This is a genomic window from Chryseobacterium jejuense (assembly GCF_017877355.1).
Classification (GTDB): Bacteria; Bacteroidota; Bacteroidia; order Flavobacteriales; family Weeksellaceae; genus Chryseobacterium; species Chryseobacterium jejuense_A.
In genome coordinates this window covers 19,878-35,650 of the sequence record NZ_JAGIPR010000020.1, presented here as the reverse complement: position 1 = coordinate 35,650, position 15,773 = coordinate 19,878, and the positions used below count along the sequence as shown (strand labels likewise).

10 protein-coding genes are annotated in these 15,773 nt (G+C 39.1%); 3 read left to right on the top strand and 7 right to left on the bottom strand.

What is annotated here, in order from left to right:
• From J2772_RS23820 to J2772_RS24330, 3 genes are all read left to right on the top strand, one after another.
• Positions 1-1,584: RHS repeat-associated core domain-containing protein (locus J2772_RS23820; RefSeq protein WP_317194532.1), on the top strand; the 1,584-nt coding region annotated here is incomplete at its 5' end.
• A gap of 3 nt (positions 1,585-1,587) precedes the next feature.
• Complete coding sequence (locus tag J2772_RS23815) at positions 1,588-2,088, top strand: hypothetical protein (protein WP_209921484.1); 501 nt, start codon at positions 1,588-1,590, stop codon at positions 2,086-2,088.
• Between the two features lie 202 nt (positions 2,089-2,290).
• Entirely contained in the window at positions 2,291-2,422 is a 132-nt protein-coding gene (locus J2772_RS24330; protein WP_262899074.1) for a hypothetical protein, read from the top strand.
• A 203-nt stretch (positions 2,423-2,625) separates the two neighbouring features.
• Here the strand turns inward: J2772_RS24330 and J2772_RS23810 are convergent, their stop codons facing one another.
• The 7 genes from J2772_RS23810 to J2772_RS23780 form a co-directional block, all read right to left on the bottom strand.
• On the bottom strand, positions 2,626-2,952 hold the full coding sequence (locus tag J2772_RS23810) for a helix-turn-helix domain-containing protein (protein ID WP_209921482.1): 327 nt from the start codon (positions 2,950-2,952) through the stop codon (positions 2,626-2,628).
• Between the two features lie 76 nt (positions 2,953-3,028).
• Positions 3,029-3,451, bottom strand: a complete 423-nt coding sequence (locus tag J2772_RS23805; protein WP_209921480.1) for a transposase — start codon at positions 3,449-3,451, stop codon at positions 3,029-3,031.
• Positions 3,452-3,800: 349 nt separating this feature from the next.
• Positions 3,801-11,267, bottom strand: a complete 7,467-nt coding sequence (locus J2772_RS23800; RefSeq protein ID WP_209921478.1) for a hypothetical protein — start codon at positions 11,265-11,267, stop codon at positions 3,801-3,803.
• Positions 11,268-11,355: 88 nt separating this feature from the next.
• Complete coding sequence (locus J2772_RS23795) at positions 11,356-11,880, bottom strand: hypothetical protein (RefSeq protein WP_209921476.1); 525 nt, start codon at positions 11,878-11,880, stop codon at positions 11,356-11,358.
• A gap of 79 nt (positions 11,881-11,959) precedes the next feature.
• Positions 11,960-12,544 carry a hypothetical protein gene (locus tag J2772_RS23790; RefSeq protein WP_209921474.1) on the bottom strand — a complete coding sequence of 195 codons (585 nt, stop codon included), beginning with the start codon at positions 12,542-12,544 and terminating at the stop codon, positions 11,960-11,962.
• 182 nt (positions 12,545-12,726) lie between these two features.
• Entirely contained in the window at positions 12,727-14,547 is a 1,821-nt protein-coding gene (locus tag J2772_RS23785) for a hypothetical protein (RefSeq protein ID WP_209921472.1), read from the bottom strand.
• A gap of 290 nt (positions 14,548-14,837) precedes the next feature.
• Positions 14,838-15,437 carry a hypothetical protein gene (locus J2772_RS23780; RefSeq protein ID WP_209921470.1) on the bottom strand — a complete coding sequence of 200 codons (600 nt, stop codon included), beginning with the start codon at positions 15,435-15,437 and terminating at the stop codon, positions 14,838-14,840.
• Between the last annotated feature and the right edge of the window lie 336 nt (positions 15,438-15,773).

The following is a 15,773-nucleotide window of genomic DNA, read 5'->3' as shown; positions in this document are numbered from 1 at the left end:
CATAATCATTTTTATGATGAAAAGATGTCTTACGATATCAATGGTAATATCAAAACGCTGGACAGGTTTTCAAAAGCACCTTCAGGGGTAGGACCTGCCTTACAGATTGATGAATTGAGGTATGATTATGACGCGTCCGGGTATTCTAATAAAATGATAAGGGCTACTGATAACAAAGCCAATAGTTCGGGATATCCTGCGGGTGGAAATCTGATTGCTTATGATGATAACGGGAATATGCTAAGTATGGCAGATAAAGGGATTTCTTCCATAAAGTACAATTATCTAAATCTTCCCAGGCTTACAGTAGCATCACAAGGAAATACTTCTTATATTTACAGGGCCGACGGCACAAAAGTAAAGAAGCTCTTTGGCACAAAAGCTACAGATTACCTGGATGGCTTCCAGTATGAAGACAGCACTCTGAAATTTTTCCCTACCGGGGAAGGATTTTATAATGCAGAAAGGGATGAATATGTTTACCAGTATAAAGATCTTCTGGGAAATGTAAGGTTCAGTTACAGCAAAGCTAACGGAGGCGGAATAATGATCCAGGAAGAAAGTAACTATTATGCTTTTGGCTTAAAGCATGAAGGGTATAACAGTAGTTCTCTCTTAACTGAATTCGGGACTAATTATAAGTATAAATTCTTAGGCCAGGAATTACAGGAGAATGGTTTTTATGATCTAGGAGCTAGGTTTTACGTACCTGAACTGGGCATATTTGGGCAGCACGATCCTTTAAGCGGAAAGACATTAGATCCTTATGGATATGCTTACCAAAACCCTATTTTCTTTGCAGATCCCACAGGTTTGGAGGGTGATCCAATCCCTGGAGGCTCAGGTCCCGGTAATCCACAGTCCATAGGAACAGCAACAAGTCCTATTGATGTGGGGGAAGTGGTAGTAAATGCTCCAATTAGGGCAATGGCTTCCAATACTGCTTCTGTAATGCCATCTAATTGTTTGGTGTGTAATGGTGGTGGGATGTCTGCTCCTAGACCTCAGAATACTTCGGCTCCAAATATACCTGAAATTAGAAGATCTTATAAAGAATTTTATCCTTACAGACCAGATAACACTATTGAATGGTATGGTTTCGGAGGACGTGCAAACTGGGGAATTGCAACAGCAGCAGCTAGTGTAGAAAATTTATCTGGTCAAGTAAGAGTCACGACTTACGGATCTTCTCTTAAGTTATATCGTCCTAATGCTAATGGAAATGTTTTTATTAAAAATCAATATACTAGAACTATGGGATTGAGTAAAATTGGTAATCTTGCAGGTAAGGCTAGTTTTGGACTTGGAGTTGGAATGGACGCTTGGGGTGTAAAAACTTATTATCAAGATCCAACTTCTCCCAACGCTGTTCATCCTGGTAAGGCAGGTTTTAATACTATTATGGGATATGTGGGACTAAAAGGAGGAATACCTGGTGCCATCATCAGTACTGTTTATTTTGGTGTAGATAATTATTACCCAGGAGGATGGGTTGGTGCATCTGAAACCGCTGACAAAATTGAAAAATATGAACAACAGACGACAGGACATCCATTTTTTAGTAATTCTGCTATAAAATTTTAAATAATGAAAAAAATAAAAACGATATATAATTATATATATTACACGCTATATAAAAATGCGGAAAGATCTCCCACACTTTTCTCCTACAATTTTGTTGCTGATGTATCAATTGATTTTTTAGGGATAATTACTTTTTTTTCATTAATATATTATTTTGATCTTGATCTTGGAAAAGGAGCTTATATAGTCTCTGTAATTGTTATAATCTTATTTAACTATTTCATTTTTAAACATAATAACAACTATAAGAATTATATACAAGAATTTGATAAACTTCCAGAAACGAAAAATAATAAATATAGATTAATTGTTTGGATAGGTATTGGAGGTATAATTTTCAACTTGATATATTCAGTATATTTTATGGACCATCGTGCAAGAAAAAATCAAATTGGCCCCTATGCTCCAGAAATTGTTGCAAAAGAAAGAAGAGAAGATTCTTTACAGAAAGCCCAGCAAATTGAAAATCTAAAAAAGATATATGGAGAGGATAAAAAGAAATAAAATTCTAATATACAGTTACTTTCTTTAGGTAAAAATTTAATTCTGGAGTTGCTATCTTTTTTAATACAAAAATTTTATGCTTCTTATATCACCGCTGCCGCACGAATCTTTTCGTGTGGCATTTTTTATAAACAATTATCTTCGAGAAATTACACAGATAATACCAAAATGAGGCCATCTTCAGTATGGAGTGGGTAATAATATGATTGATTATGATGTGAATGGAAATATGACTAATATGAAGGATAAAGGGATTAATTCTATAGCTTATAACTATCTTAATTTACCCAATCGTTTTTCCATCAGTCAGAATCTTTGGGAAGAAATTTTTTAAAAAAGTCAGGTGCTAAATTGATTTCTAAAATCTGTATTTCCTGACCATCTTATCGCTAATTATACTTTTAAAGTTTAGCTTTTATACTTTGCCCTAATTTAAATTCAATTAATTGTTATTTTGTTGATTTATAGAATGTTATTACATGTTCTTTATAAAAACAAAAGAGCCCTAAAAGAGCTCTTTTGTTAATTTTTATTATATCATTGAAACATTCTTCGCCATTTGGTCATGGTATTTCTACTCAATCCAAAGTGTTCAGCTACTTGCAGATTATTCATTTTATGATTTTTTTGGTAATTAAGGATGGATAGAATATCCGATTCATTGTAGGAACGGAGTTGTTGATTCATCTTTTTGAAATCTTGATCTTTAGTACCAAAAATTCTGTTATTCAGTTCCATAATATCCAGAGCAGAAAGTATTTTTTTTTCCAGTAACTTTTCACATTCTGCTTTCTTATAAGGAAATTTCTGTTCAATGATGTCCGAATAGATTCGTTGATAATTAGGTTGACTCTGTTTTTTCATTATATAAATTTTAAAATTCTAGATGAAGCTATCCAATGGTGAATATTGCTAACTTCTCATTTCCGGCTTGATGCTGTTATTTATTATGTTTTGCAATCCATTTGCATAAAGTAGTATAAGGAATTCCATACTCATCTGTAATTTGTCGTTTAGTCTTTTCTTGCTTCTCTATCAGTTCCAGAATGAAGTCTATCATTTCCCGCGTATAGATATTTTTCCTGAAACGGGGAAGTTTTGAGACATCAGATTCCCGGATTGGGGCAGAAGGTGGAGCGTAGAGTATCAGGTGTTGGGAATAGAGTCTGAAAAAATCATATTCAAGTAGCTTGCTCCATCTCAATAGGATATCGGTGGATAGGCTTTCCTGCATATACATTTCGGAGACTTCTCTCTCTGTACATTTGATGAAATTACAGATACGATGTAAGTCAATCTTATTTTCTTTAACCCGCAGATGTATGAGTTTTCCAATGTGAATATTTCTGAAATTTGAATTCATAAGCCTTATTTCTTTTAAAAAGGGAGAGAAGAGCATCACGGTGCTGTAAATCAATGTCCGAATGATATTGATTCTGTAAATGCCTTCCAATTAAAATATTGTTGACATGGTATTTACTACCATTTTTTATTATTATCTACTTGTCAGTGCCTAAGTATTGTAAGTAGACACAGTGCCAGGTTATGTATAGCTGTGCATGTTGTGTCATAGTATTGCTTATAGTGTTTTAATTATTTAATTCATCCCATTGAATGTCGTAATCCATTGTTTTTAAATTGGTAGACTTAGCTCCGTTCTATACAATGTTTTCCGGAGCTAAGAATCTATCAATTAATGAACTAACTTGTTTTTAATCAGGGCATGTCTGTGTAGATATACAATGCCAAGTCATGGATGAATCACCTTCTTTAAGGGTGTATACCTTCATGCATTTGTTGGTGATGTCATATACCATCATACCTTCCACAGGAGCTGTAATGACAGGAGTTACCCCATCAGCAGCAACAGGTTGATTAGATGCATTGAACTTAACCCTGTTCGGTACAAACCCTTTGGTTTTTGCTTCCATTGCTAACCATCCTCCTTTTCTTACCATTGGCCAGTTGTCTGCACTTCCGGCTCCAGCCCTTCCAAGAGAAGTAATTCCCACTTTTGTAGGCAATTCAGGATTACCGGCTGTAGCAATAGCACCAGGCTTATAACAATAAGTTTTTCCTTCAGCAAACGTGATATATCTTGCAGTATTATCTACATTGAAATCATTCATGAATACCCATCTGCCGCCGGTAAATACTCCAGGGACAGTTTTTACATTCGTTGTGAAAGCGGCATCATCTGCTACAATCATCTGGATATTGTTTCCAGCTGAGAAAGCAGTTCCATAGGCTGAAAGATCTGCCTCGAAGTATAGACCCCCAGGAGTATTAGAGCGTTGAGACAGCCATGTTCTCTGGATTCTCTGCAGCGTATTTCCGGAAACCGCGATGTTGACAAGCGGTGTTGCTGTAACATTGTTATCTCCCAGTAAGAAATAGGTTTTGTCATTCGCAAATCCTGTACGTGCTGCAAGTTGGTTTGGAGAAGCAAAGTCATTGATTGTAGCAACGGTAAGAATCGTTCCAGTATTCACACTTTTTGAGACCTTTTGTTCTAACATTTCAATATCATCACGGGATATTCCAAAGATATTATTGTTGAATGTAGTATTAGCGGCTCCGTTCCACACTATGTTTCCATCCGTATTCAGATAATGGTCTGTATTTACCTGTCCCAGCGTAATACCATATTTGATGGCAAGATAGGAATCTACTCTTCTTCTTTCTGGAATTGTAAGATTACCTTCTCCATAAACAATCGTTTCTCCCAGATTTCCAACAAAACCTCCATTATCACTTCCATTGGAGCCTATTTGTGTAGAACCGAAGGTATGTCCTCCGTTTAGAAAGTCTATGGAGGTATGTGTTCCACTCATGGAAACGACACCTCCGTTGATTCCTTTACCAGTAGTGGTATTTAATAGATTGTGATATACAATACTTGGAATTGTTGTTGACCGTATTCCTCCAGGGTTAGCAAGATATCTATACCCTTCATCGGCTCTCACTCTTTCCGTTCTATTGTCATACATATCGCCAAAGCCATCCCAATAGTTGATACTGCCACTTAATTTAGAATTATCCAATAAAGAGCTAAATATTCTTCCATTACCGCCAGGGTTTGATAATCCATCTTTTGTCAAGATAAAGATATCATAGGTATTATTGCCAAAGGTTCTTACTGATGTATTTCCAATGGTTTGAGTATTTGCCGTAAAGTTAACACCTGGGTTGAAGTTGAAATAATTGGAAGCACCCACCTTGAATTTTGGAAGGGCATTGGTTCCCAGCTGTGCTGAAGTAGTTCCTGAGAACTGATCAGTCCATGCTGTAATATCTGTTCCATCTCCTGTGTTAACGGCGTCTTTATCAGCTCTATACCAATAGGAAAGATTATTCACAACCCCTCCCGGAGCACGTCCGAAACCTGCAAAAGTGAAGAACTGTCCATTACTTAAGGTTACATTGGCTGTGTTGTAAATCACTCCATTGATGGTAACTTCCGTTGCCATTGGGGTAAAGCTATCTGTTGTATCAAACATCTCATCCGGAGATTGTACCAGATACAGGTTTTTAACTCCTTTTGGCCAGGCAACTGTTACTTGTCCAACATTTTTTGTATTCTGGGCTTTCCAAATTGCTTCAAAACGGAAATTCGTTTCACCGTTAGTTCCGCTCGTATAAGCTAAAGGCATTTTCAGTCCTTGTTTCAGATTATTGTCTCCAACCATTAAGAACTGCTGGTTGCTTGGTAACTCAGTATTATTGGCTGCATTACTCTCGGCAAGTCCTGTTGTAGAGATCACAAGCTTCTGACCACTGTTGACACTTGCTGACTGTTTTTGGTTCAATACAGTGACCTCATCTTTTGCAATACCGAAGATATTGTTATTGTATCCGGTATTGTTGGTTCTGTCCCAAATCACATTGCTGTCTGTGGAAAGATAATTTTCACTCAGGGTAACACCGTTCTTTACAGCAAGGTAAGTATTGATTCTTGACTGTTCATTGGTTGTTAAGGTACGTTTATACCAAATAACTTCCATGATGTCACCAGGGAAAGCTCCGGGAGCATCCCATCCGGCTTGACCTACCCTTAGGTTACGACCATAAATCTGGAATTTATTCGTGTTGTTGAAGGTAGTTGTTTCATAAGCACCATTCAATCCTAATCTTTTTTCTCCACCCGAGAAAGTAGATGTTCCTCCGTTGGCAACTGAATTATTTGCTATTGTCGAGAACACATTGGATGCACCTATATTGAAATCTGTAGAGAAATCTGTAGAGGTGATAACATTATAATATTCATAATGTCTTGGTTTTCCATTGGCAATTGAGGCTGCAGGTTCAGAAGCAAAGGTTGCATCATCATCAATTCCCGTAATACGTCCGGTTCCTGCCGTAGTAGGTCTTACTGCGGAGAAAATGGAATGAGAAATATTAGGCAGCTCTCCATTGGTAGGGTTCATTACTGAAGCATTATTATAGAATAATTTCGAAGCGCTGTACCCTGTAGTGTACGGATGGAAGTTATGGGCTTTGTCAGCTGAAGAAAGAGCCCACGTTCCTACGGCAGGAATGTCATTAGCGTTGATGGAATTGTCCTTCCATGCGGTTGCGATATCTGCTGCATCATCAGATCTGATCCAGAAATCTGTTCCGGAAACCCCTCCAGGAGCATATAAATATCCTGCAAAAGTAAAATATTGTCCATTAGCTAATGTTACATTGGCTATGTTGTATACTACACCATTTACGGTTGTTTCCGTTGTCATTGGGGTGAAAGTAGACGTTGCATCAAAAACAGAACTGGAAGACTGTACCAGATAAAGGTTTTTAACCCCTTTAGGCCATGCCACCGTCACAGTTCCTACAGCATTGGTATTCTGAACCTTCCAGATCGCTTCAAAACGATGATTGGTTTCTCCATTCATTCCTGCTGTGTATACTAATGGCGTGTTCAGGATTTGTTTAAGACCATTGTCTCCTGTGATAAGGAATTGTCCTTCTGCTAGGGAGTTGGTGTTGGCAGCGTTGGTCTCCGCCAATGAATTTCCAGCACCTATGATTAATTTTTGACCATCATTCACACTTTGCGATTGCTTTTGGTGCAGAGCAGAAGTATTATCCCTTGCAATACCAAGAATATTGTTGTAATAGCTGCTTGCTAATCCGTCCCAAACTATTGTACCTGTAGAACTCAAATAATTTCTATTTTGTTCTTTGTTCAGGGTTTGCCCATATTTAATAGCAAGATAAGATTCTACTCTATTTACTTCTTCATCGGTTAGTTTATCAGCAAAAACGATCATTTCATTTTGTTGCCCAACTAATTGTGCCCCTGCATCCGCTTTTCCAACCATTAGGGCATTACGGCTTACGTCGGTATTTACATTCGAAATATTGGTATTATAAGTCTGATGAAAACCGTTTAATGTGATATTAACAGCATTATTTCCACTTGTTCCTGCACCATTTTCCCAAGTACCCCCACCGATGTAAGAACCATTGATGGTATAAGTACTTTGAGGGGCATATTCACCTATTACAGGATAGAATAAAAATTTATTTCCAGTAAAGCTGTACAGACCTGGATCATCCATTGCATTGCCGGATCCTGCTATTCCAAATCCAAATAATGAAGATGTTGCACTGGTTGTATTTCCAGCAGAGAATAATGCTCCTTTGCTTTTATTCAACATATATCCTTGTGCATCTGCCGGGGCATACTGCATCCATTTTTGAGTTCCATCATAGGTTACAGTTGGGTTGAAGTTGGCTAATGTTGCGGCATTGGAAAACTTCGGACGATAACCTGCTGTTGACTGTAGAAGAGAGAATGGTTTGTTGTTGAATTCATTCCACTGCTGAACAGTTGCATTATCTGCAGCTACAGTAGTGCCTGCATCTGAGAATAGGTTTGAAACATCATCTGCACGATACCAGGCAGCAGAGAATACCCCACCAGGCGCATAAGCAAAACCGGCAAAGGTAAAATATTGCCCGTTTAACAATGTTACGTTTGTTGTATTGTATACCACTCCGTTCACCGTAACCTCAGTGACCATTGGAATAAAGCTGTCAGTGCCATCAATTGTAGCATCTGAAGATTGAACCAGATACATGTTTTTTACCCCTTTAGGCCAGGCAATCGTTACTGCTCCTACACTTCCTGAATTTTGCACTTTCCATATAGATTCAAAACGGTAGTTAGCCACTCCATTAGAACCAGAAGTGTACGACAATGGCGTTTTAAGACTTTGCTCCAAACCATTATCTCCTGTTATCAGGAATTGCATGTCATTGACTAAACCTGTATTGTTGGCTGCATTACTATCCGCAAATCCTGTTGTGGAAATGACAAGCTTTTGTCCATTATTTGTACTTCCAGATTGCTTTTGATGTAATAAGGTAAGATCATCCTTGGCAAGACCAAAAATATTATTGTTGTAACCAGTATTAATGGTTCGATCCCATATTACATCGCTGGTTGTTGAAAGATAATTCTCGTTCAATGTAACCCCATTCTTTACGGCCAGATAAGAATTTATCCTCGACTGTTCATTCGCTGTTAGGGCACGTTTGAACCATAAAATTTCCATAATATCTCCAGGGAAAGCACCAGGTGCATCCCAGCCGGCATGGCCTACTCTTAGATTACGGCCATATAACTGAAATTTATTAGATCCGGTAAATGAAGTTGTTTCATAAGTACCATTCAGACCTAATATTTTTTCTCCTCCTGATGAAGCAGAAGATCCTCCGTTAGCAATAGAATTATTTGCTATTGCCGAGAAAATATTGGAAATACCATTATTGAATGCTGCAGAAAAATCTGTAGACGTTATAACATTCAGATATTCATAATGCCTTGGTTTTCCATTCGCAATTGAAACGCCGGGCTGGGAACCATATGTTGTTTCATCATCAATTCCTGTAATACGTCCGGTTCCTGCTGTAGTGGGTCTTACTGCTGAAAAAATGGAATGAGATATATTAGGCAACTCTCCATTGGTAGGGTTCAATACAGAAGCTGCATTATAAAAGAATTTAGAAGTGGTATAACCGGTAGTGTAAGGATTAAAATTATGGCTTCTGTCTGCTGGAGATAATGTCACCCCACCCACATTCGGAATATTATCCGCATTTACAGAATGGTCCTTCCATGCTGTAGCAATCATTCCTGCATCATCTGATTTTACCCAAAAATTGGCTCCCTGAACTCCACCAGGGCCAGGAGCTACAACTGTAACGGTAAGATCGCTGGTACTTGTACAAGTACCGGTGGTAACAGTCCATCTGAAAGTATACGTTCCGGAGCTGGTAAGTCCTGTAACATTAGTATTGTATAAAGATGGATTGGTTATCACCGGATCTGGAGCTCCGGCTGGCTTTGAAACCACGGCCCATAAACCTGTAGATGACACTCCCGGATTGTTTCCGTTGAGGGAAGCTTGTGTTGCCCCTATTCCCAAGGTTTGATTGGATCCTGCATTGGCATTGACCTGTGGGGATACGAATATGGAAAATGTACCTTCAGGAGAAGTCCCAGAGCAGGCATATTCTTGATCAATGAATCCGGAATCCACACCTCCAGCATTAGGAACAGCCTTTATTTTAAAGACATATTCTCCCTGCTTATCTAGATTACTTATCGTGGTAGAGGTATTGGTAAATGTTCTTAGATTACTGGATTCGTAAACAGGATTGGCTGCTCCGGCTGGTTTTGAAACCAAGGTAAAGTCATATTTGCCGGAAAACTCCTGAAGATAACTGGTGTTAACTACTCCTTGATATACCGTAGGTAAAGGAACTGTAGCGGTCACAACACCGGAACCAGTGTAACATATTGTAGTATTAGGAACCGTCACATTCGGACGGCTGCCGTCTGAAATATGAATATAATAATCCTGACTATTACCACAGGTTCCATTTTTGATTGATAAATTAACGATGTAGGTTCCCACTCGCCAACCTCCGGCAGGGGGTGTTGCTACTACATTTCTGTTCATCGTTCCATCTCCGTTCAAAACCAAAGAAGGATTTCCTCCCGGAGGGACAATCCCGGAATTGCTAACTGCTGTGGTAAGCGTTGCCGGATCTGAGGGATCAACTTTGAAATAGACAGTAATAGGTGTTGTTTTTCCTGCCATATTGCAGTATACAGCGCCACCGCTACCACTTGCATAGTAAGATTGCATTTGTTCAGGATGGGAAGCATCAATAAAACTTACTAGTTTAGGATCTGTTCCATTGTAATTATAGGTAATCTGAGGAGTAGTGTATGTTCCATTGGCATTGGTGACAGTGATGGTGAATACATAACTTCCTGTAACATTTACACCATTGAAGTACATTGAATTATTCCTTATCTGATAAAATGAAATATTACCTCCAGCCGGCTGGCTGATGACATTTACAGTAACTGTTGTCCCAAATGCCGGGTTTCCGGATGAGTTTGTCGTATTGCTTGCAAACATTGGTGAGGTCCCGCTCAAATTGATATACCGGTTGGTATCTGTTGAAGGATAACATCTGTTATGAGTTGCAGGAAGACTTATTTGAGGATTAGGAATGAATCTGACAATAGCATCATCTTCGTACCAACAGTTTGGATTGTTGATAGAGGTTATCCTTAATACTGCACGATAAGCCGGATCAATGTCATGATCAGCTTTCTTTACAAGGGTCAGGGTAGGGGTTGCCGTTGTCGTATTAGACATGGTTGCATTCGCGGTGGTAGTCTGACTATAGAATTCTTTATTATAAATGTTATAATAAGTCCACGATGCGGTATACCCTGCAGGAATTACTGCGTTTAAGGTTGCAGTACCTGTAAGGGCAGAAACGTTGGTGATGTCAGGCCCTGCAGTAAAGGTAGAGACTGCTCCCGGAGCCGTAATGGTTACCTGTGAGGTTGCCGTTCCTGTCGTACAGGTCTGGGCAATCTGGAATACATAATTTCCGGGAGAGGTCATTCCTGTAACATTGGTATTGTAACCTGAGGGTGTTACAATAACCGGATCCGGTGCGCCGGAAGGCTTGGATATCAGGGTCCATAACGGATTTCCTGATGTACTGCCGCCCGGGCTTCCCGATAGATTGGTCGATGTGCCGCAAATGACGGCATTGGCTCCTGCATTGATGTTGCAGTTCTGTGCCAGAATCATCATATTACCCATAATCAGGAATATGAAGAAAAGGACGGTTTGTTTTTTCATGACTTTATAGTTTTTAGCCGGATTTCCGACAAAGGGTGTTTTTAAAGAATGGGATTAATAAAACTGTATTTCTTTCATTTTTATTGGTTTAAGGTTTCCAAAAACTCCAAACTGTACCGTTATATACAGCTATTTGTTTTTTCATGGTGTCATAAGCCATCATTCCGGGGGCAGGGTTAATGATGTTGAGGTGTGGGCTCGCCACTTTAGGCAATATCATCGCTTTATTAGTATCGGTTAAAACCAATACTCCCGGTGTGCCGTCTGTAGCCGCTGCTGATCCGATGGCTGTTTTTGCCGTTGTAGATTCAATTTTGCTGGTTTGAATCAAAATGTTAGCTGTTCCCGTGTTGTCAACACTTAAATCGGTCCACGTACCGGAATCCTTCAGGTATTTTACTTTGTGATCGGTGGTATCATAAATGATCGTACCGTTCTCCGTAATTCCTGTCTTCGTTTCTACATAGGGAAGTATCAATCCCCGATTTTCTGTATCTGCAAACTCCAAGGATACCGAAGCATTGGTCACTGTCGATTTTCCTATGGCAATCTGAGATTGTACAGTACCTGTTACAGCAAGTAGAATTGCTATGGGTAGAAGTAGTTTTTTCATGATTTTTAATTAGGTTTATATGAATGGAATGTTTTCTTTTTTGATATTGTTATTTCCAAAAAAGGACGGTTTGTTATTCTTACGGATTTACATTCAACGTCAATCCGTTGCAGCTTTGTCCTCCTGCCATTATGTTTACAGAGGTAGTTCCGGAAGCAATAGGAATACCGTTGATGTTGTATACCAGGTTTCCGGTTCCTATGCTGAAGTTTCCGGCTGTAAGGGTAAATGTCAATCCATTCTGGGTGAAACTTTGTGTCGTGTAAGTCCCGCCATTGCCGTCTGTGTAGGGTATTGTAAGTGCACCTGTATATGCAGCTCCTTGAGTAGCTGTTGCTGGGCTGAATGATGCAGACGAGCAAGTAAATCCTGAAACAGTACCGGATACCGAATCCAAGCATCCGGACCACTTTGGAGGATCATCTTGGTATGCTTTTACGCAATGTTCGGACACATCAAAGACCAGCATACCTGGTTGCGGATCGTTGATGGCTGTGGTATTGGATACTCTATTCAGATAAAGAGCCTTATTGGCAGCTCCCAGGTCAAGGTCTGAGCTGGGGTGTGGAGTTGGTGTACCTAAGCCGATCTGACTATAGGAGATGACCCCGAATATGAGTGCAATGCCAGTCATTATTCTTTTAAGTATATTATTAGGTTTCATTTAATGATTTTTTATTGGTTTCAGAGTAAACCAAACCTTAGTATTGAGTGCTTGTTGGCTTCCTGTTTTATAGGAAAGAAGTCATTTGGCAAAAATTATGACTGTTTCCAAAACTTCAACCAGAACATAATACTTAGTAAGGTTTGGTGTCTTTATATATTTCTTTTATTGTCCGATGTTCATCACTCCTGAATGCAACGTACGGATTTAGCCTTATCTACTTCACAATTGCCTATATTAGGTCCGACAACAGAACTATTCATTAAAGTATATGTTTGAGTGCCATTATAACCATCTGCTACCGAATAGACGGGAACGCTTGGATTAAATATTACCGTATCATCAAAACCCTCTCCGGCATAAGTTAATTTTAACTTTTGGGTGGTTGAATATAGACCATTACTGCCGGCAGCCGTAATTTCTGCCTGCCATTCTGTTCTTACAGGTACTTTGAAGCCTTGAGGACACGGATTGTTGGGGGAAGAAGCCAACCATCTGTTTCCTGCTGGTGGTACAGTAGCTGATGTCCATTCACTAGGAACATGAGTAGGTGCTGAAAATATTCTATAAGGATAGGTAGGGCTCCAGGTTGCTACCTGCCCATATACAACTCCTGATTTAAAAGTCCCATAACTTGAATCACTAATATTTCTTTCTAGAAGCTCATGTCCATCGGCCTTTCTACCCCATTGCAAGAGGGAACCCATAGCATTTACATCTGTGGTACTCGTTGCCTGTTGGGTAAGGTTAAATGCCGGATGATCCAGATTAGCATAATTTGCTCCAAGGTTATTGTTTAGCCATATTTTGCCGTCTTCTGCTGTTATGGGTAAGTAAAGGAAATTGTGTTGGTATTTACCATTATTGTCTACCTGTCCAAACATCCTGTCTGGTATGCCAGGTATGTCACGCAGTTGATAAGTAGTGAGTGCCCCAGCCTGGTTGTATGGATATTGGAAAGTCCCTAATAACAATCCCAGATAATCATTCCCTATTCCTGCATTAATGTCTAATTTCTTGGCATTCAAGGTTCCACCAATGGCTTTGAGGGTAGCGGTAATAGAAGTACTGGAGGTTGTAAGGGTTTGTGCAGGCCAAGATAATTGTACTTGTCTGGATATACCATCCTGTGTAAGATTTGCCGGAATGGTAATCGTATTACTCCATGCTGCAACAAGTCCACCACTTCCTGTTACGGTAGCCGGAATGTATACGGTAATGCCAGTAGTGGTGAGGCTTCCCTGTACATCAACCAATGTATCTGTACTGCCATCAGCATTTATTACAGATGTGTTGGCTGGCACTGTAGGCTTTGTGTAAGGCAGATAATCATTATCATATATAGAGGCTATCCAATACTTGCTATTCTGTACCAGTGTAACGGTTCCTGGTAATATACCACCAGGATTACCTGTTGCCGGATTCACCGTAAGTGAGATAGCATTGGCTCCTGAGCAGCTTTGCCCGCCTATAGTAATGTTAACCGAAGTAGTTCCGGCTGTGGTAGGAGTTCCCGTAACGTTATACACAACATTGCCATCTCCATTAGCAAAAACACCTAAAGGGAGATTAAACGTAAGTCCGTTCACTGTAGTGGTTTGTGACGGATATATTCCGCCATTACCACCAGTATAAGGAACGGTTAATGTTCCGCTATAAGTCTGCCCGACAGTGGCAAAACTTGGGGTAAAATAAGCACCGGCACAGTTAAGGTTGGTAACAGATCCGGTAAGTCCTCCGTTTCCAACAATACATCCTGACCATCCTGCCGGATTACCTTGGTAGGCTTTTACACATTTATCAGTAAGGTCATAGATTACCATTCCGGATTGTGGATTATTGATGACTGTAGTACTGGCCACTCTGTTCAGATAGAGCGCTTTATCCGTGGAAGCCAGCTCCAGGGAAGCACTGAGATGCGGGTTTGCAGTACTGATTCCTACTTGTCCAAAAGCAGTGATGCTAATAAGGAATGTTGCTGGTAAAATTGTTTTTTTTTTCATTTTAAGAGGGGTTTAAATGTATGTCAGGATGCATCCTGATGTGTTTTTGTTCTTTCAAGTTTTTTTAGGCTTAGGTTTGTAGTACTGATTATCGCAGTTGTTCCGCTATCCTTACTCAGATTGGTTTACAGTGTGGTATTCTTTACCTTATGATTTGAAATATCATCATCTGTTTTATTTGGGGTCAATACATAATACTGCCTGTTCGCGTCGGATAAGCCCGGCGAAATGGATGAATCATGCTGAATTTTTCGCTGAATAAAAGGATAGGAACTGCCTGATGAATTGAATTAAGCAGTAGCTATTTTGATGAATGGTGGCGGGCGGTTGAAATTTCGGAAAAACTTTAGGTTTGAAAACCATTGATCTTTATGAGTCTTTTTCAGAAAAATGTCCAGCAGATGCACTAATACCGGTGTTTTGTTTTCGGACCCCAATAGAAGGAATTTCATCGTATGCTGATTGGGTCTTACAATCTGCTTATCATGGTCAGAAATAGCCAATAGGGATTTTTCTGATGGAGTATTCCTGATGAAGATTGATACGGCTTTAGGGCTGTTTTCAACTCTTTGAGAAAAAATCTTCTCTTTTTTCTGTTTTCTTTTGTTGGATGCTGTTACATTTTTTCTTTTGAAAGCTTTCTTTATTTTTTCCTTTTTGGAGCTTGGATCATATATTTGTTCCATACCTGAAACTATGGTACCCTCAGATATAAATAATGCAGGTGATGATGGAGAAGGCTCTGATGAAGGAACCTCACGATGTTGACAAACAGCCTGTACGATCTGAAAGTTCATCAACAACAAGATCAATAAGAAAAATCTTCTCCCTCCAAATAAATGTAGAGAGAAGTGTTGGTTCATCATGTTATTTTCAGAATCGGCTATCATTTTGATGCAATATTAGGATTACCACAATGTCTGTACAAGTCTAGTACAGGAATAATTCGGAAAATTTCATATGCTGTTTACTCTGTTTTACAATTTTTGTATACTGTAAATCAGTGCATTGTGTTTTTTTTAATATTCATGTATAATAAAGAAAAATCGTAAGTAGGTATTTGTATTTTTGAGATGCATATTTCATTAAATTTGTGCAAATGATAATCGCAAACAGGATGTGCTATAGGAAAGAATCAATATGATGGGTGTGTGTGATGTATTGAAACTAAAAAATGAATTAGTATGAATTTTTTAACAATAAAAGTATATTAATATATCTATGAT

What these genes read in the sequence shown, in the direction of transcription:
- J2772_RS23815 (WP_209921484.1), top strand. Translation starts at nt 1,588, where the DNA reads ATGAAAAAAATAAAAACGATATATAATTATATATATTACACGCTATAT.
- J2772_RS24330 (WP_262899074.1), top strand. Translation starts at nt 2,291, where the DNA reads ATGATTGATTATGATGTGAATGGAAATATGACTAATATGAAGGATAAA.
- J2772_RS23810 (WP_209921482.1), bottom strand. Translation starts at nt 2,952, where the DNA reads ATGAAAAAACAGAGTCAACCTAATTATCAACGAATCTATTCGGACATC.
- J2772_RS23805 (WP_209921480.1), bottom strand. Translation starts at nt 3,451, where the DNA reads ATGAATTCAAATTTCAGAAATATTCACATTGGAAAACTCATACATCTG.
- J2772_RS23800 (WP_209921478.1), bottom strand. Translation starts at nt 11,267, where the DNA reads ATGAAAAAACAAACCGTCCTTTTCTTCATATTCCTGATTATGGGTAAT.
- J2772_RS23795 (WP_209921476.1), bottom strand. Translation starts at nt 11,880, where the DNA reads ATGAAAAAACTACTTCTACCCATAGCAATTCTACTTGCTGTAACAGGT.
- J2772_RS23790 (WP_209921474.1), bottom strand. Translation starts at nt 12,544, where the DNA reads ATGAAACCTAATAATATACTTAAAAGAATAATGACTGGCATTGCACTC.
- J2772_RS23785 (WP_209921472.1), bottom strand. Translation starts at nt 14,547, where the DNA reads ATGAAAAAAAAAACAATTTTACCAGCAACATTCCTTATTAGCATCACT.
- J2772_RS23780 (WP_209921470.1), bottom strand. Translation starts at nt 15,437, where the DNA reads ATGATAGCCGATTCTGAAAATAACATGATGAACCAACACTTCTCTCTA.